Here is an 18930-nt window from a genome sequence, read left to right on the forward strand (position 1 = left end):
AGTTGCCATTCCGAGCTGCGGTTTCAGGCATGGTCTAGGTAGTTTTGCCACTTGGACCCAAACACACCGACGAAGCGCCGGGTTGTTAGGTTATGAGTAGTGCAGCATTACTGGTTACATTATTAGCAATTGTTACCGCATTAGCGGCCCTGGCCGAGCGGGTTCGGATTGCCTCTCCGATTGTGCTGGTGCTGGCGGGGATCACCATTAGCCTGATTCCTGGCTTACCAGAAGTCGTGATCAGACCCGACGTTATCATCCTTATTTTCCTGCCGCCTTTGATTTATGCCGCAGCCTGGAATACCTCCTGGGCCGATTTCAAGGCCAATTTCCGCCCTATTTTACTACTAGCGTTTGGTCTCGTTCTGTTCTCTACGGCGGGCGTAGCCTGGGTCGCTCACACATTCATACCGGGCTTCTCGTGGCCGCTGGCTTTTGTGATGGGAGCGACCGTATCGACTACCGACCCCATTGCCGGTACGGCGGTTATCAAACAAATGGGGCTGCCGCGTCGGGTTATTGCCATTCTGGAAGCCGAGAGCCTTGTCAACGACGCCACGGGACTTATTGCCTATCGTTATGCCGTCGTGGCGGTAACGACCGGAAATTTTGTGCTGCTGGAAGCAGGCCAACAGTTCCTTGTCGTTGTTTTAGGCGGTATTCTGATTGGTGTGGCGTTGGCCTGGCTCGTCAAGGCTATTCATCAACTGACCAATGACACACCGGTTGTTGAAACCACGCTGACCCTGCTTATGCCCTTCGCAGGCTATATCGTTGCGGAGGAACTGCATGTGTCGGGCGTGCTGGCCGTATTATCATCGGGCTTGTTTCTAACGCTCCGGTCTTCCGAGTTTTTGTCGCGGCAGGCTCATTTACAGATCATCAACATCTGGAACGTCGTCACATTCCTGCTCAATAGTGCCGTGTTCGTGTTCATGGGTTTACAACTCCGACGGATCTTGATGACCACGTCCGTCTATTCACCAGGAATGCTTATCGGCTACGGGGCACTGATTAGTCTGGCGGTTATCGTGGCTCGCTTTGTATGGGTATTCCTGGCAAGTTATATCCCTCGGTTATTCGGCAGACACCACGCTCCGCTGTTCAACAACAAACTGCTTACCGTGATAGGCTGGACGGGCATGCGGGGTGTACTCTCGCTGGCAACGGCGCTGGCCCTTCCGCTAACACTGGCAAACAAATCACCATTCCCTCACCGCGACCTTGTTATTTTTTTCACCTGCTGCGTTATCTTTTCTACGCTCGTTCTACAAGGTATCGCCTTACCTTTTCTGATCCGCTGGCTGAACATTGAACCAGACCAGCGCTCCAAGCAGGATGAAGTCAAACTGCGGATTCGGCTGGCAGCAAGCGCTATTGAGCACCTGGAATCGAACTATTCCCTGAGCGACGATATATCCGACGAGGCCCTGGCTTTGCTCAAGCACAAATACGAAACCCGCATCGACCGGCTACGCCTTCAACAGGATCGCCGACGCCGGCATATCAATGAATCCGAAGTGAAAGAATCGCTTCGGATTCAACAGGAAATTATTCAGGTCGAGCGCGAAATGGTTTCTCAGCTCCGCCGGGAAGGTCGCCACGACGACGAAGTACTACGCACGATCCTGTATGAACTTGACCTCGAAGAGTCACGATTGCTGATGGAAACGATGGGCTGATACCGGACTACCCATAAATGGTCGAATCCAGAAACGCGTTTCGAAATTTGCCTTTCGGGTCAAACTCCCGGACCAGCTTTTTGAAATCGTCCAGCTTCTCGTAGCGAGATTGCAGTTTGGCTGCCGATAGCGTAAACAGTTTTCCCCAGTGCGGACGCGCCCCAAACGGCTCCAGCTCTTTTTCGATCATCGGCAATACCTTACTGACCGACGCCCAATCCTGTTTCCAGGTAAAGTGAATAGCCAGGCTCGGCTGTTTGTAGGCCATACTCATCCACAAGTCGTCGGCGTCGATGGTGCGCAGTTCCGAAATCAGCAGGTGCGGGCTAATGTGGTCGCGGAGCCGCTCGACAGCAAGAATCGCTTCGACGGCATTTTTGTACGGGACAAAGTATTCCGATTGCAGTTCTTTGCCGCTGCTCGGTGTAAAGCCCATTCGGAAGTGGGGTAAACGCTCATACCAAGGACCCGGTACTCCCATCTGTTCGGTACAGTTCTCAGCCGAGATTTCGGCAATAGGATGTAGATTTTTGGTAGCCAGCGTAGCACCGAAGAAATCCGGTTTAGCCTTCGCCTGATCATCTTTCTTGGCGCGGCTTTTAATCCACACTTCATTGACGCGCTTTTTCTGCCAGTCGGTAAACAGGCTGACGCTGTAACCACCCGACATGATGGCATCGAAATTTCCGCTCATCTGATCCAGCGGGAGATCGACATACACGTCCTGCCGCATCGTAAAGGTCGGCTGTACGTCAAGCGTCATTTTTGTGACAACCCCCAACGCGCCAAGGTTAACGACAGCCGCCCGAAAGGTGTCGCCGTCTTTCGCGCGCGACAAGGTTCGTACCTCGCCATTGGCCAGCACAATTTCCATCGCCGATACCGCCGTTGCCAGATTCCCGTTTTTCACCCCTGAACCATGCGTAGCTGTTGCGCAGGCCCCAGCCACGGAGATGTGCGGTAACGATGCCAGATTGTGTAACGCGTATCCTTTGCTATCGAGGTACGGCGCTAACTGTCCATACCGCATACTAGCGTCAACCGTTACCGTACGAGCCTCCGTATCCATCGCCAGCACCTTGTCCATCTCCCGGAGTGAGATAAAATTATGGGTGCTATCGGCAATACCGTTGAAGCAGTGACGCGTGCCCAGCACCTTCAATTTGTCGTACTTTTTTACCAGTTCCGGCACCTGCTCGATTGATTTGGCAGCGTACAACCGACTGGTGCTGTATGTATAGTTACCGGCCCAGTTCTTTAGCTTTTCGTCCGATACTAGCTGAGCCAGTGGAGAGATGATTGGAGTTGCCATTAAGGCCGAAGATAGTTTAAGAAAGGTTCTTTTTTTCATAGTTACAGGGTTTCGGCTAAACTAATTGAATTAATTGATTGACCAGTCGTCTTCCAGGGAGAGATACAGCCTTGTTCATCTGAAGTCACTCTCTATCAGATGATTATTTAATCCCTATTTAAACTAATAAAAATACCAAAATAAGTTGACTCTAGCCAAATTACTCCATACATTAACCGTTGAATCAACATTTACCGGTCATGAAAACGTCATTCGTAGCAACCGCTTTTTTGTTGAGTATGGCTTCGTACAGTTGGGCTCAGACCGACACGGAAGCCATCAAACGGGTATTGTACAACGAAACCGAAGGGTTTTTCAAGCGCGACAAAGCGAGATGGGCTGCGGCCTGGGCTCATGAGCCTTACGTGAATTTTGCGGCTAATCTATACGGGGGTGACTTTATGCTCATCAAGGGATGGGCTAATTTGGAAAAGCAGTTCGCCAACCAATTCAAAAGTTCAAAAGTCTCGGACAACGTAACGGTGCAGAATGCCAATTATACCATCCATCAAAACGGGAATATGGCTTTAGTCACCTACGATCAGACGCTGCTGGACAGTCACGGCAAGACAACATCGAAAGAGACGCGGGTCGTTGAAAAATTCAACGGCCAATGGAAGATAATCAACGTAATTGCCCTGACCAACCTAAAGAATTTTGGGTTAGCGCAGGCGCAGAAAAAGTGAAGTAAGCAATGTGCGGGCGTGTTCCACAGAGCATGGAGCCAGCTTGAAAAGGAAAAAGTCCGGTCGTGCGTGTACGACCGGACTCTTTCCTTTTTACCTTTTTTAGATTAGCTGAACTGTTTAACCAGCCCTTCCAGTGTGTGTAGGGGTTGAACGCCCGACTGCCGCCAGACAATCTTTCCGTCTTTAAACATGATCATGGTCGGGATACTCCGAATCTGATACTGGTTGGCCGCAGCCTGCGCTTTATCGACGTTGATCTTAACGACCCGTACTTTGTCGCCGGCACGGTCGGTGAGTTGCTTCAGGATGGGAGCCTGCTGTTTACAGGGACCGCACCAATCGGCGTAAAAATCGACAAGTACGGGCTTGTCTCCTTTTATGATGTCCTGGAATGTTTCTTTGCTCTGATTCATGGCCTTGTTGCGTATGTTGATTCGATGTGGTTCTTTCGCATAGGAATAACACTGCCCTGTTCGTGGCGGTTCACTGCTATAAACATCGCTTTGCCCGAATAGTTATGCGCTTTACCCTGCTCCTATTATCCGTTTTGCTGACAACCACTGCACTCGCACAACTACCTTACGCAGAAGAAGTTGCCAAACACCGCGAAACGTACAAAAGTGACTTTATAACCTCCTCAAGTAGCCCGCTGAAATCGAAAGACGATCTGTCATTTCTGCGATTCTACGAACCCGATTCGACCTACCGTGTTATCGCTACCATTCAGTTGACGCCTAAAGCGGAGCCGTTCGATATGCCCACCTACAGCGGCAAAACACAACCCCACGTAGCCTACGCCCTGCTATCGTTCACGGTAAACGGCAAACCCCAACAGCTAACGATCTACCGCAATCTGAACTTGCTACGCATGCCGGAATACCGCGATTATTTATTTCTTCCGTTCAAAGATGCGACGTCCGGCCTGTCAACCTACGGCGGAGGCCGCTACCTCGACTTTCGCATGAGCGACATCAAAAACGGGCAGATGACGCTCGACTTCAACAAAGCGTACAATCCGTATTGTGCTTACCGCGAAGGGTACTCCTGCCCGATTCCGCCCAAAAACAATGTTTTGCCGGTAGCCATTGAAGCGGGCGAAAAAACATACGGCAAGGCGCATTAACCTGTTTCTTACTACCGTGCTTAGTAACCCCAGGCCAGTAATCCGCCATCTACGGCAATGACTTGACCGGTGATGTAGCCCGATGCGGGCATCGTCAGAAACGAAACGGCGGATGCTACCTCGGCGGGTTCGCCAATCCGGTTCATGGGCGTTCGCTCAAGAATGCCACCTAACTTTTCGGGATTGGTCAGAACCGGCGCGGCTAAGGGCGTATTGATGTACCAGGGTGCAACCGCATTCACCCGAATTCCATCCGACGCCCATTCGACTGCCAAATTGCGCGTCAGTTGCAGCATAGCCGCTTTGGTCATGCCATACAACGAGCCACTACTGGTATGTGTAAGCCCCGACACCGACGATACGAAAACGATTTTTCCGCCTGCTTCAGAATCCTTCAGCATCGGATAAGCCGCCTGACTTAGTTCGTAGGCCGAGCGCAGATTGGTGTTCAGCACATAATCGTACTCGGCAGGACTGTATTCGGCAGTGGGTTTCCGGATATTCGATCCGGCATTGTTGACCAGAATATCCAGCTTACTCCAGGTCGTTTTTACGGATTCAATGATCTGAGCCGCTACGCCCGGCTGACTAACATCGGCCGCAATTCCCTCGACCGTATGGCCTTGCTGCCGGTAATCGTTGATCTGTCTCTGAAGCAATTCATTGTCGCGAGCCACGATAAAAACCGAGGCTCCCAGATCGAGAAACTGACGGACAATAGCCTCGCCGATACCTTTGGTTCCGCCTGTTACGAGCGCACGTTGACCGCTCAACGACCACAGCGTTTGATTCATACAATAGCTTTTTACACGTTTTTCTCGCTAATAAGCGCGAAACTAAACGCCAATTTCCGCAGAACAAAGCTTGTTTTCCGCTTAATTTAAAACAGGTTTATCGACAAGCGCATCTGTTCGGCTTCGGACTGTTGTGTCCGAATTCGTACAACCGTGTTAATCCGAAAAGCAGTCCATTTTAACAGAAAAAGGCTTTTTTAATCCTGGCAAGAGATTTGTTCTACAAAAGTTGAATATATCTCAATTGCATGAGAAGATCGTATCTGGGCGAGTTCGAAGAGGTGGTTTTATTGACGGTTGCCGTGCTGGGCGATGGCGCTTATGGCGTGGCGATTACCGATGAGCTTGATCGACAGACTGGGCGCTCGGTAAGCATCAGCGCCGTTCATGCCGCCCTCCATCGGTTGGAAGAAAAAGGCATGCTGTCTTCCCGCATGGGTGATGCCACCGCCGAACGCGGAGGGCGTCGTAAACGGCTGTTCGCGGTCACGGCATTAGGTAGCCGGACGCTGCATGACATTCGGGCAACGCGCGACCAGTTGTGGAGTTCCATTGCGCCTAACGCTTTACCGGCTATCAGCCTATGAACGCTAAGAAACGACTAGACAGCCCAGAAAAACCAGTTGCCCCGCCCCGCTGGGCCGACCGGCTGCTCGAATGGTTCTGCGCTCCACATCTGCTGGAAGAAGTGCAGGGCGACTTGCACGAACGCTTTGAGCGCAATCAAACCCAGCTGGGCGAGCGATCCGCCCGGCGGCAGTACGCCAAAGAAGTGCTGAGTTTCCTGAAACCCTTCGCGATCAAACGAAATCCAACGGACTATCCCTCCCCTTTTTTCCTAAATCCTGCCATGCTACGCAACTTTTTCAGAATCGCCTTTCGTAATCTGGTCAAGCACAAAGCCAGTACGCTCATCAACCTGTTTGGCCTGACGCTGGGCGTAACGGCCTGCCTGGTTATCTACCTGATCACCAACTACGAGCTAAGCTACGACACGTTTCATCCCGATAAGGAGCGGATTTACCGGCTTGTTGGCGACGTAAAATATGAAGCGAACGACGAACGGCATCCCGTTGGTTTTGTTCCCAATGCGGTTCCGGCGGCTGTTCGAAACGAGATTGCGGGCGTGGAAACGGTAACCGCTTTTCACAATATCGAAACCGACGTACTGATTCCGAACGGCAGCGAAAAGCCGGTACGCTTCGAAAGCCGCCGGAGCACAGGCAACAATGCGGATATTATCGTTGCTGATCTACAGTACTTTTCTGTTTTCAACTACAAATGGCTCGCTGGCAATCCCCGCACAGCGCTCAATGAACCGTTCAAACTAGTACTATCCGAGCGCAAAGCACGCACCTATTTTGGTGACATTCCCCTCCAGCAGATGCTGGGCAAAGAAGTCATTTACCGGGATTCGATACGGACTAGCGTGGCGGGTATTGTGCAAGACTGGGAGCAGCCGACCGACTTTACGTTTACCGATTTTATTTCGATGGCTACGGTACGGGCCAGCCAGCTAAAGCAGGACATCGACCTCGATCAATGGAACGACAACTGGTCGGCATCACAGGCTTTCGTTAAACTGCCCCAGGGTACAACACCCGCTCAGCTAGCCGCTCAATTCGGACAGTTTTCGAAGCGTCACTACACGAAGGAAATGAAGTTCTGGCCGAGTTTACAGCCGCTTTCCGACCTTCATTTCAATGCAGATTATGATGACAATTATTCCCGAAAAGCGCACCTCCCGACCCTATACGGCCTGATGGGTGTTGCGGCTTTCATTCTGATCATTGCGGCTATCAATTTTATCAATCTATCGACGGCGCAGTCTGTTCAGCGGTCAAAAGAAATCGGTATTCGCAAAGTCATGGGAAGCAGCCGAAAAAGCCTGATCGTTCAGTTTCTGAGCGAAACAGCGCTACTAACGGGCCTGGCGGTGGTGCTGGCTTTACTGCTTACGAAGCCAATCCTGTCATCAATTCAATCGTTGACGCCAAACGGCTTAACGTACAGTTTATTCAGCCTCGAAACGCTCGCTTTTCTAGTGGCGATGGCGCTGATCACGTCGTTGCTGGCCGGTTTTTATCCGTCCTGGCTCTTATCGTCGTACCTGCCAGCGTTGACATTGAAAGGGCAAAACGCCTTGCCCGGTAGCCAGAAAGGATATTTCCGAAAAGGGCTGATCGTCTTTCAGTTTACGGTGTCGCTGGTTTTCATCATTGCCACGTTGATCGTCGGTCAGCAGCTTGATTTCATGCGCAACAAAGATCTGGGCTTTACCACGAACGCTACGCTCGAAGTACGCACCCTGCGGGATGATAAAAGTCAGGTATTGGCCGAAAAAATCAAACGATTATCGGGTGTTGATCGGGTATCGATGCAATGGTTTTCGCCGATGGGCGGTGCATACATGATGACCAAGCTGAAATATCCCGGAAAAAAGACGGTAGATATGGAGTCTTCGATCAAGGTGGGCGATGCCAATTATATACCACTCTATCAGTTGCGCTTGCTGGCGGGTCGAAATTTTCATCCGGCGGATTCGCTTCGTGAACTGGTCATCAACGCAACTTTTGCCAAAGCTATGGGCTTCAAAAAGCCAGCCGACGCGGTAAATCAACAGCTCCAATTCAACGATAAAACATATCCTGTCGTTGGCGTTGTCGCCGATTTCCACGAACGGTCATTTCACGAAAAAATCTCCTCGTCTTTTATTGGCTACATTCCCCAACTAGCCCAAAATATTGGGGTCAAACTAACGACAAAAGGCAGGAACGCCGACGATTTGAAAGCAACGCTAGCGAGTATTGAACAAGCCTGGAATGAGGTGTACCCAGACAACAAATTCGACTACGCATTTCTTGATGATTCCATTGCCAAACTCTACGAGAAAGAGCAGAAAACTGCTCAACTTGTCAATCTGGCAACGGCCATCGCCATCCTGATTTCCTGCATGGGCTTGTTTGGTCTGGCTACATTCACCGCCGAACAGCGCACGAAAGAAATTGGCATTCGTAAAGTGCTCGGGGCCAGTGTCGGGAGTATCGTCGGCTTACTGTCGAAAGACTTTTTGAAGCTGGTTATCATTGCCTTATTGATTGCTTCGCCAGTGGCGTGGTGGGCGATGACAACGTGGTTGCAGGATTTCGCCTACAAGATTGATGTGGCGTGGTGGGTGTTTGCCTTGGCGGGCTTGGCGGTTGTCCTGATTACGCTCCTGACCATCAGCTTCCAGAGCTTAAAAGCCGCTTTGACCAACCCGGTAAAGAGTTTACGAACGGACTAAAAGTCTTGCTTCCCATGCTGAAAGTGGTATCGCTAAGGCCACACATTTGGTGGTGTCGGTGGGGCCGCCCGCGCGCTTCTCAAAACAGTATTGTCCGAAATCCGTACAATGCATGATGTGGTGGTGTCGGCGGGGCCGCCCGCGCGCTTCTCAAAACCGACACAGATTGCTGACGCGAAGTGTCGGTTTTGAGAACCGCGCGGGCGGCCCCGCCGACACCACTATAGAAGGACATCGGATCGAAGCAAATTTAACATTTCGGACAATACTGGTTCGCAAAACCGATACCACCGAAAAATACGTTATTTCCTGACGGGTTTGTTGGTCATGTAAAACGTCAGTTTACCGCCTTTTAGAATATCAGCGTGCGTAATGCTTGGCTGCGTTAGTGGTTTGCCGTTTAAAAGCACTTTTTGAACGTACACATTTTTGTCGCTCTGGTTGATGGCCTCAACTGTAAACGTCTGACCATTTTCGAGTTGCAATCGGGCACTCTTAACCGATGGACTACCCAAGGCGTATTCGTCTGATCCCGGCGCTACGGGATAAAAACCCATCGACGAGAACATATACCAGGCGCTCATCTGCCCGCAATCGTCGTTACCGCCCAGACCGTCGGGGGTCGGTTTGTACTGCATATTAAGAATCATACGAACGCGCTCCTGCGTTTTCCAGGGTTGGCCCGCCCAGTTGTACAGATAAGCGACGTGGTGCGCCGGTTCGTTGCCGTGAATGTAGCCGCCAATGATGCCTTCGCGCGTAATATCTTCGGTTTCGGCAAAAAACTTGTCGGGCAGGTTCATGGCAAACAACGTATCGAGCCGGGCCGCAAACTTCTTGGGGCCACCCATGTACTGGATCAAAGACGCCGGGTCCTGAGGGACGAAGAAGCTGAAGTTCCATGAATTTCCTTCGATAAACCCTTGCCCGTGCGTACTGAGCACATCAAACTCTTTCTTGAACGACCCATCGGTCAGGCGCGGACGCATAAAGCCAATCGACTTATCGAACACGTTTTGCCAGTTCTGCGCGCGTTTACGGTAGATTTCGTACACGTCCTGCCGGTTTAGTTTCTTCGCCATCTGGGCGATACACCAGTCGTCGTAGGCATATTCCAGCGTGTTCGACACCGATGTTCCATTAGCCGACGCCGGAATGTAGCCTTTGTCGATGTAGTCGCCAATTCCTTCGTAATCGCGGTGATTGGAGGTAGCCATGCAGGCATCGAGCGCTTTCTGGGCGTCGCCGTTGAATACGCCTTTGATAACTGCGTCGGCTAGTACTGACACGCTGTGGTAGCCGCTCATGCACCAGTTGTCGTTGGCGTAGTGCGACCAGACCGGCAGCATTTTCAACGTACTCTGATCGTAGTGACTAAGCATGGATTTGACCATGTCATTGTTACGGGCGGGCTGCATAAGATTGAAAAACGGATGCAGCGCCCGGTACGTATCCCACAGCGAGAACGTCGTATAATTCGTAAATCCTGCGGCCTGATGAACATCCTGATCCAAGCCTTTGTACTGCCCATTCACGTCCATGTACTCCGTTGGGTTGATGAAGGTATGGTACAGCGATGTGTAGAAATTCACCTTATCGGTTTCCGACGCGTCAATCTGAATTTTGTTCAGCTCCCGGTTCCAGTCGGCCTGCGCTTTGGCTTTAACCTGCTCGAAATTCCAGTGCGGAACTTCGGCCCGCATATTCGCCAGGGCATTTTCCTGGCTAACTGGCGACAAAGCCATTTTTAGCTTTACCCGCTCGCCTTCTTCCGTGTCGAAGTCGAAATACATCCGAATCCGCTTACCAGCGATGTCCGGAAAATTGCGGGTCTGGTCAAACTTGCGCCAGAAGCCTTTGTAGACCTGCGCTTTGTCCAGATTTTTCTGACCGTAGCTTTTGAACGGCTTCGAGAACGACAAGGCAAAGTACACCGTGCGGGTGCGCGCCCAGCCGTTGGTTTGCCGGTAACCAGTCACCAGTGTGTCGTTCACCACGCGTACGAATGTCCAGACGGTCTTGTCGTCGTAGTTGTAGATGCCATGCATTAAATCGAGAATGATGTGCGACTGGTCGGACTTGGGAAACGTGTACTGGTGAAAACCGACCCGGTTCGAAGCGGTCAGCTCGGCCAGAATTTTGTGATCGTCGAGCTTTACTTTGTAGTAGCCTGCTTCGGCCACTTCATTCGCGTGAGAGAAAGCCGAGCGGTAGCCGCTCTTTGGATTCGAGGCCACCCCCGGATTGAGCTGTAAAGCGCCCTGCGTGGGCATAATCAAGAAATCGCCCAGATCGGAATGCCCCGTACCGCTGAAATGCGTGTGGCTGAAACCGACAATCGTTTTGTCTTCGTATTTATAACCAGCGCAGTACTTGTACACATCGCCGTTGTATTTGCCGTTGAGTTCGTAGGATAGCGTATCGGAGTCAGGACTTAGCTGAACAGAGCCGAAGGGAACGGTAGCGCCGGGGAAGGTGTGCCCCATTTTCTCGGTACCGATCAGCGGGTGCACATAAGGAACCAGGTTTTGTTGAGCGTAGGAAACAAGTAAAACGAATTGAAAGAGGATGGTCAGGTTTACTTTAATCATTTTCTGAATGAGGAGAAATAAGGCTAAAAGGTACGAAAAGCTTCGCTAAACCCCTATTCGCATCGCCCATGGAGGTCTATTATCGCGCACCATCCTGGACCGCTACCAAAGATTATAGCCAGCTGGAAACGATTTATTGCCGGATCTGGCTTATTTAAGTCCAACAAACCGTATTTTTCATACCGTTATTCCTGCGCAGTCGTTAATTATTCGATAAAACATAAACGTGGTACTGCGTAGGATCGCTCGTTACTTACTTGTACGTCCTCTCAATCAACGTCTGGCATACGTATTGATAGCTCATCAACCAGCAGTATCCTTTACCTTTTCCACATGAATCAATCACCTTATCGCCTTCTCATCGTAACCATTTTTATAGGTATTCTTGGACTAGAGGGTTGCAAAGATGCTCCGCTTACATGGCCCACTCCGGGAACTGGCGGTAATCCGGCACCGCCCGCTGTGGTCGTTCCACCCGCTACTGTCGTATCGTCAAGTACCGTTGGTCCTTTTACGTACACGGTCCCAGCTCAGGAAGCCGAGTGGCTGAGCTACAACGGCAACCTGATCAATGGCCGCGCGATTGGAGCTACTACGGTTCAGGAATCGGCCACGCTTCGGCTGGAAGTACGGAAAGAGTACGGCGGATCGATCCAGATCTACGACAAGACGACCAATCAGTATCTGGTCAACTTCTTCGATAAAGGGCGCGAATCAGGTTTTGCTTCTTACGCCGGGCCTCGCTCCTTTGCCGATGATTCACCCCGCTGGAAAGGTGTGGGGTACAATCCGTTGCAGGCGGGTGACGATGGTGGCAATCCCTCGCCGGTATTATTTCACGGTCTGATTAATGGGTACATCTACACGAAAACGCAATGCCTTTCCTGGGCGCATCAGGACAAGCGACTGCTGCCTTTCTTTTATGAGCAATGGGTACGGCTCGATGAGAACAAGGTGCATGTGAAAGTGCGCCTGACGAACCAGCGTGGCGACAAAGGTTTTTACAATTTCGAGGAACAGGAGTGGCCGTTTCTGATGATCAACGGAGCAAAGAGCGTTCGGTTTTATAACGGATCGGCTCCGTTCACCAACGCAGCAACGAGCACATCGGACGGTATCGAGCGGGCGCAAACGCAGGGCGGATCGATTATTACGCAACAGATCTCGTCCTTTTACCTGACCGAACCCTGGGAAGCCGTTGAAATTGGCGCAAACCGGCTGATCGGCCTGTATTCACCCGAGATGTACCGGGCAAATTATAACGTTGCGGCTATTCCAGCTCACGATAATTGGGAAGGCGGCAATACCATGACCTATCTGGGCGGGCGGGTTTTCGATCCGCTGGATAGCGACAATACCTGGCTGAAAGAATTCACGCTTATCGTGGGTACCGAGGCCCAGATTCGGGAGCATGTGTATGCGCAACCTCGCCTGACTAAACCCGATTTCTGGTTCGACAAGACCAACGGCCGCAATCAGTGGTACGTGTTTGATGGCGGCCACGACCAAAAGCAGCCATTCCGCGTAGACAACTGGACCGTCACCTACGACGGCCACATCGACAACGGGCCGCTGAACGCTCGGGGAACAAAAATTCTTTCGTCGACGGGAAGCTGGCGGGCCAGTGACATTGACACGATCTACATTCGAATGGGCTATAAAGGTCCCGAGCAGCAACTCAACCTGACCTGGCTCCTGAACGGACAGTCGCCCGATGGCATTAATCCGGAGTTTCCTATTCAGAATTCACTTGTGTTTCCGCGCGGAGCACGACCGCACTATGGTCAGGTTTTGCCGATTTCCGTCGTCAACGATGGGCAGATCCGCACGTATCGCATACCCATGCGCCATAGTTTGTGGAAAGATATCGTTCAGCAATTCGAGATTATTCATACACAAGGAACATCGGTGATTGCGCCCGGCGAACAAATTGAGCTGGTATATTTTGGGACGACGAATCCAGACAAGTAAATTCGGGCTTTCCGGCTGTATTACACGATGCAACATCAACCGCGCATTGTTGTCTTTTAGCCCGAAAACCGTTTCATTTTACTATTTCATTCGCAAATCATTTCCATGAACAAACGAATCGGGCTGCTGGCCGGACTAACCCTTTCTATGGGTATTGCGCTGGCGCAGAACAAGCCCAAACCGGAGGACGTGCAGACGTTCACGCTCAAGAACGGCATGAAATTCATGGTCCTCGAAGACCACTCTATCCCTAACGCCAACTTCTACACATTCTGGAAAGTCGGTGCCCGCAACGAAGTCCACGGCATCACGGGGCTGTCGCACTTTTTCGAGCACATGATGTTCAACGGGGCAAAAAAATACGGTCCTAAACAGTTCGACCGGGTGATGGAAGCCAACGGCGGTTCGAACAATGCCTACACAACCGAAAACACGACGGTCTATACCGACTGGTTCCAGAGCGGTGCCCTCGAAACAATCTTCGACCTCGAATCCGACCGCATTCGCGACTTAGCGATTGACCCCAAGATGGTGCAGAGCGAACGGGGCGTCGTGCTGTCCGAGCGCAGTACGGGTCTGGAAAACAGCAACTACCGTGTCATCAGCGAACTGGTCAAATCGGTCGCTTTTGTCGAGCATCCGTACATGTTTCCGGTCATTGGTTTCGAATCCGACATCAAAAAGTGGACGCAGGAAGATTTAGAAAAGTATTTTAAAACCTATTACTCGCCCAACAATGCCGTTGCGGTGGTCGTCGGTGATGTGACGGCGGCTCAGGTAAAGAAGCTGGCCGAAAAGTACATCGAGTCGATTCCGGCCCAGAAATTACCCGACAGCCTGCGCACGGTAGAACCGGCTCAAAACGGTGAACGGCGCGTGACAACCTACAAGGACATTGCTACGCCGAACATTCTGATGGCGTACCACACCCCCGAAGCCCGCAACCCCGACTACTACGCGCTTGATTTGCTGAGTGGTGTGTTGAGTTCGGGAAACTCGTCGCGGTTGATTAAATCACTGGTACTCGATTCGACCATTGCCTCGCGGGCGTCCAGCTACTTTGGCGAGTCGTTCGATCCAAACCTATTTTCGGTCTACGCCATTGCCGCCAGCAATGTTTCGGCGGAGCAACTGGAAAAATCGGTGCTTAACCAGATCGACAAAGTCATCTCGGAAGGCATTACCGACGTTGAGTTGCAGAAATTGAAAAACCAGAAGCTGATGGAATTCTATCGCACGATGGAAACCATCAACGGTAAAGCCAATTCGCTCGGCACCTATGAGCTGTTTTTCGGCGATTACAAAAAGCTGTATGAAGCACCGGCGCTTTACGAGAAAGTCACCAAAGAAGACATTCAGCGCGTGGCCAAAACGTATCTGACGGCCCGCAACCGCACGGTTGGCTATCTGCTGCCAGAGCCAAAAACCAACCCCGCGAAAAATAACTAACTACGATTATTCATTCCCAACGATTCAAAGACCGACGGGCTTTGTAGTATGAAAAAAATAGTCATAATCATAACCGCCTTGCTTATAGCGGGCGTGTCGCTGGCGCAGACATTCAAAGTGCCACCTTACCAGAAGTTTAAACTCAAAAATGGCTTGACCGTCTACCTGATGGAACAGCGCGAAGTACCGCTGATCAACGTGTCGGTGGTCTTCGACGCGGGCGCTGTGCAGGATGGCAACCGCTACGGCCTGGCCAATATGACCGCTGATGCCCTTTTGTTTGGCAGCTCCAAGTACACCAAAGCGCAGCTGGAAGAAAAAGCCGAATACGTGGGAGCCAGCGTAGACACCTATGGCGGAAAGGAAGTAGCGAAACTAACGGCTTCATTTGCCGTGAAAGATCAGGATCTGCTCTTCGACATTATTCAGGACGTAATCACCAAACCGACTTTCGACAAAGGCGAGTTCGATAAATACAAACAGCGGCAACTGCTCCAGCTAACGCAGCAAAAAGAAAGTCCGCGCGCGGTTGTCAATTCGTATTTCAACCGGTTCGTATTTGAAAACCACCCGTATGCCAACCCGATTTCGGGAACCCCTTCGTCGGTGTCGGCCATTACAGCGAATGACGTTCGGCAGTTTTACCAAAAAAACTACACCACCGACCGTGCTGCCATCGCCGTTGTAGGTGACTTCAATACGGCTGCCATGAAAAAGCGGATTACCGATTTGTTCGGTAACTGGAAAACAGCTGCGGCTACCTCACCCAAACTAACGGACCCGACCGTTTCGTTCGACAAAAATCGGGTCTTGCTGGTCAACAAAGACGATGCTCGCGAAACGACCTTTTTGATTGGCGGCAAAGGCATTACGCAAAACAACCCGGACTATATTCCGGTCGTAGTAGTCAACACCATTCTGGGCGGTCGGTTTACGTCCTGGCTCAACGACGCCTTGCGCGTAAATTCAGGATTGACCTACGGGGCTGGTAGCCGGTTCGGTACGTTCCGCAACAGCGGTACCTTCGCCATTTCGACGTTTACGAAAGTGAGTACCACCACGGAGGCCATTGATATGGCCCTTCAGGTACTGGACAGCCTGCACCGCACGGGTATCGACGAGAAAACGCTGCTTTCGGCTAAAAACTACGTCAAAGCCGATTTCCCGCCCCGATACGAATCCGCCGGTTCGCTGGCCGACCTGCTGACGGATATGTTTAGTCTGGGTTTTGACGAGTCGTTTATCAACAATTTCCAGAAGAATGTCGATGGGTTGACGGTAGCGAAAACGCGGCAGATCATCGATCAGTATTTTCCGAAAAACAACCTGCAATTCGTGCTGATCGGCAAAGCGGATACCATCCGCGAAAAGGTCAAGAAATACGGCACAATCACCGAAAAGGAAATTAAGGCCGACGGCTTTTAAATAACGCGCCCATCTGGTCCCCCCTCGAATACACTGTCCGGTAAATTCGTACCGACACATTGATTCAGGACGGACCGGATGGCCGTCTTACGCGTTTATGGCCTATCTTTGTCCGCTCGTTTCAGGTTTGCCCTTCTCGTAAGGGTGATTAAAAGGGAACACCGGTGTAAATCCGGGGCTATTCCCGTAGCTGTAAGTTCTGATTACCAGCCGATAACTAAAAAGCCACTGCCGTTTGGCGGGAAGGCGTTGTCGGTAGAACAAGCCAGAAGACCTGCCTCAAACGAATTCATGATTCGAGCTTTCGGGTAAAAAGCCGGAGATGAAAGACAGTTCGGTTAGGTGGCGCGTCACCTGTGCGGTCACAAACGAGCAACGGTTCGTTTGTCTTTTATTTCAGTTTCCGACAGCTCATTACTTAATCTCATTTTACCTGATTAATGATGAGCAAAATCAGTACATTTCTTTCGGCGGCTCTGGCCGTATCCTCCCTGTCCGCTCTGGCGCAGGACAATCCACAAGTTCCTTCTTCGAACTCGGTTCAACTGGATGCCGTGACGGTCACGGCCAACAAGATTGAACAAAAGCTTTCTCAAACCGGCAAAGTCGTTACGGTGCTGTCTGACTCGGTATTGCAACGCTACGCAACACAATCCGTGAGCGAACTGCTGTCGCGGCAGGCCGGTCTGCAAATCGTCGGTTCGAATGGACCACTCGGCACCAACACGGACATTTTTCTACGGGGAGCCTCAGCCGGTAACACGTTGATTCTGCTGGACGGACTGCCGGTTTACGATCCGTCTGGCGTAGCGAACACCTTCGACCTGAACTTGCTGACAGTGGGCGAGTGCGACCGGATCGAAATCTTACGGGGAGCGCAATCAACCAGTTACGGTTCCGATGCAGTGGCGGGCGTCATCAACATTTTTACGAAGCGCGCGAGCAGCAATGCCGTTGGCCGTAAGCCGTTTGGCGTGAATGCAACGGTTAACTACGGTACGTACAAAACCTTTCGGGGAAGCGTGGGCGTAAGCGGCCAAACCAATAGGCTATCGTACAACGTGCAGTACACCCGGCTGTCGTCGGCGGGTTTCTCGTCGGCCACCGATCCCACCGGCACAAATAATTTTGACAAGGATGGTTACCGGCAGAACGCCTTACTGGCCAATTTTGCGTTTCAAGCAACGTCACGGCTTACGCTGAAAGTACAGGGTTTGACGACGGCCTACTCCGCCGACATCGACGCCGGAGCGTTTGCCGATGATAAAGATTTCACGTTCAAGAGCCAGTTCAAGCGGTTAGCGACCGGCTTCGATTACAAGCACGCCCAGGGCAAACTGTCGTTTAACTATAGCATTGGTGATAGCCGCCGGACGTTTAAGAACGATTCGACAGCGGTTGAGCCGAACGCATCGGAGATTTACTCGTACCAGCAATACGGGGGGCTAGCTCACTTTGCGGAAGTGTATCACAACCTGAAGCTGGGTTCCTGGAGCGAATTGCTGACCGGTGCGGATTATCGTTTTAGCAACACCGACCAAAGTTACCTGTCGATCAGCCAGTACGGTCCTTACCAGTCACCACCCATTGGAAAAGATACCGCCCGTGTTGGGCAACTTGGTGTGTATGCCACGGCCATCCTCACCCCCTACCGAGGTCTTTCGGTCGAACTGGGTGGTCGCTACAACCGGAATTCGTTGTACGGAAACGTGTTTACGTACTCGTTTAACCCGTCTTACCTGCTGTCGGATCGGATCAAGATCTTTGCTAACCTGTCGTCGGGATTCCGGGCGCCTTCGCTTTACCAGTTATTTTCGCCGTACGGCAACAAAACACTGCGGCCCGAATACAGCGTCTCCACCGAAGCCGGATTGCAAGTATTCACCAAAAGCCGCACGGCCTGGGTCCGGGCCGTTTATTTCGACCGGCAGATCAAGGACGTTGTATTTTTTGAATCGCTGAACAGCGCACCCTTCGGTCGTTATATCAACTTCGACCGGCAGCACGATCACGGTCTGGAACTGGAAGCACAGGCGGCTATTAACAAACTGACCCTGTCAGGCAACATTACCTGGCTAACGGGTAAGGTAACGACTGCTAATGCCGGACGCGACACGACCTACAACAACCTGTTTCGGCGACCCAAGACTCAGATCAACCTGAGTGTAGGCTATCAGATTATACCGCGCCTGTTCGTTTCCGCCACGATGCGCTCCATCGGTGAGCGTACCGATCGTTTTTATAACGGAGAAACCTTTGCAACGGAGAGCGTGACGCTGACCTCTTATACCACGATTGATCTGTACGCGGAAGGGCAGATTACGCCTAAACTGCGTTTATTCGCTGATGTTCGTAATTTGTTTGACCAAACCTATTACGATGTCTACGGCTATAACACCCGCCGTCGGAATGCGAACATTGGTATTCGCTTTACTTGGTAAGGGGTAAGGCAGTCAAATCGGCTCATCGGTAACGAAGATGATGCATTCAGGCCGGTTGGCAGCAACCAGAGAACAACAACGAGGTCTTTTGCAAACGGGTAACTAACCGGAGTACGCGGAGGGTAATT

At 51.4% G+C, this 18930-nt stretch carries 13 protein-coding genes and 1 riboswitch; of the genes, 9 read left to right on the forward strand and 4 right to left on the reverse strand.

Going from position 1 to position 18930, the window contains the following annotated elements; translation table 11 throughout:
• The first annotated feature begins 92 nt into the window (after window positions 1-92).
• Window positions 93-1682, forward strand: coding sequence for a Na+/H+ antiporter (locus M0L20_RS02280; protein ID WP_232559206.1), 1590 nt, complete (start codon window positions 93-95; stop codon window positions 1680-1682).
• 7 nt (window positions 1683-1689) lie between these two features.
• Here the strand turns inward: M0L20_RS02280 and M0L20_RS02285 are convergent, their stop codons facing one another.
• On the reverse strand, window positions 1690-3033 hold the full coding sequence (locus M0L20_RS02285; RefSeq protein WP_248475430.1) for a D-arabinono-1,4-lactone oxidase: 1344 nt from the start codon (window positions 3031-3033) through the stop codon (window positions 1690-1692).
• A 200-nt stretch (window positions 3034-3233) separates the two neighbouring features.
• On the opposite strand from M0L20_RS02285, the gene M0L20_RS02290 reads away from it, so the two are divergent.
• Window positions 3234-3719 carry a Cif family virulence factor gene (locus tag M0L20_RS02290; RefSeq protein ID WP_248475431.1) on the forward strand — a complete coding sequence of 162 codons (486 nt, stop codon included), beginning with the start codon at window positions 3234-3236 and terminating at the stop codon, window positions 3717-3719.
• A 107-nt stretch (window positions 3720-3826) separates the two neighbouring features.
• Here M0L20_RS02290 and trxA read toward each other — a convergent pair whose 3' ends face one another.
• Window positions 3827-4135 (reverse strand): thioredoxin, encoded by a 309-nt coding sequence (gene trxA / locus M0L20_RS02295; RefSeq protein WP_232559209.1) that lies wholly within the window; start codon window positions 4133-4135, stop codon window positions 3827-3829.
• A 104-nt stretch (window positions 4136-4239) separates the two neighbouring features.
• Between trxA and M0L20_RS02300 the strand changes: the two genes are divergently transcribed.
• The gene (locus M0L20_RS02300) at window positions 4240-4845 is read left to right on the forward strand and encodes a DUF1684 domain-containing protein (RefSeq protein ID WP_248475432.1); all 606 of its coding nucleotides are present in this window, start codon (window positions 4240-4242) and stop codon (window positions 4843-4845) included.
• A gap of 20 nt (window positions 4846-4865) precedes the next feature.
• Here M0L20_RS02300 and M0L20_RS02305 read toward each other — a convergent pair whose 3' ends face one another.
• Window positions 4866-5639, reverse strand: a complete 774-nt coding sequence (locus M0L20_RS02305) for an SDR family oxidoreductase (protein ID WP_248475433.1) — start codon at window positions 5637-5639, stop codon at window positions 4866-4868.
• Between the two features lie 248 nt (window positions 5640-5887).
• Here M0L20_RS02305 and M0L20_RS02310 point away from each other — a divergent pair, with 248 nt between their 5' ends.
• Window positions 5888-6226 (forward strand): PadR family transcriptional regulator, encoded by a 339-nt coding sequence (locus tag M0L20_RS02310; RefSeq protein ID WP_232559212.1) that lies wholly within the window; start codon window positions 5888-5890, stop codon window positions 6224-6226.
• Entirely contained in the window at window positions 6223-8925 is a 2703-nt protein-coding gene (locus M0L20_RS02315) for a permease prefix domain 2-containing transporter (RefSeq protein WP_248475434.1), read from the forward strand. The genes M0L20_RS02310 and M0L20_RS02315 overlap by 4 nt, the downstream gene beginning before the upstream one ends.
• 302 nt (window positions 8926-9227) lie before the next feature.
• On the opposite strand, the gene M0L20_RS02320 is transcribed toward M0L20_RS02315, so the two are convergent.
• The gene (locus tag M0L20_RS02320) at window positions 9228-11516 is read right to left on the reverse strand and encodes a GH92 family glycosyl hydrolase (protein ID WP_248475435.1); all 2289 of its coding nucleotides are present in this window, start codon (window positions 11514-11516) and stop codon (window positions 9228-9230) included.
• A gap of 333 nt (window positions 11517-11849) precedes the next feature.
• On the opposite strand from M0L20_RS02320, the gene M0L20_RS02325 reads away from it, so the two are divergent.
• The 4 genes from M0L20_RS02325 to M0L20_RS02340 all read left to right on the forward strand — a co-directional run bounded on the left by M0L20_RS02325 (window position 11850) and on the right by M0L20_RS02340 (window position 18802).
• Window positions 11850-13487 carry a hypothetical protein gene (locus M0L20_RS02325; protein ID WP_248475437.1) on the forward strand — a complete coding sequence of 546 codons (1638 nt, stop codon included), beginning with the start codon at window positions 11850-11852 and terminating at the stop codon, window positions 13485-13487.
• 105 nt (window positions 13488-13592) lie between these two features.
• On the forward strand, window positions 13593-14936 hold the full coding sequence (locus M0L20_RS02330; RefSeq protein ID WP_248475439.1) for a M16 family metallopeptidase: 1344 nt from the start codon (window positions 13593-13595) through the stop codon (window positions 14934-14936).
• 48 nt (window positions 14937-14984) lie between these two features.
• Window positions 14985-16361, forward strand: coding sequence for a M16 family metallopeptidase (locus M0L20_RS02335; RefSeq protein WP_248475440.1), 1377 nt, complete (start codon window positions 14985-14987; stop codon window positions 16359-16361).
• 106 nt (window positions 16362-16467) lie between these two features.
• Window positions 16468-16657, forward strand: a riboswitch (cobalamin riboswitch).
• A 144-nt stretch (window positions 16658-16801) separates the two neighbouring features.
• Window positions 16802-18802 (forward strand): TonB-dependent receptor plug domain-containing protein, encoded by a 2001-nt coding sequence (locus tag M0L20_RS02340; protein WP_248475442.1) that lies wholly within the window; start codon window positions 16802-16804, stop codon window positions 18800-18802.
• Window positions 18803-18930 lie beyond the last annotated feature (128 nt).

Source organism: Spirosoma liriopis (assembly GCF_023196085.1).
Classification (GTDB): Bacteria; Bacteroidota; Bacteroidia; order Cytophagales; family Spirosomataceae; genus Spirosoma; species Spirosoma oryzicola.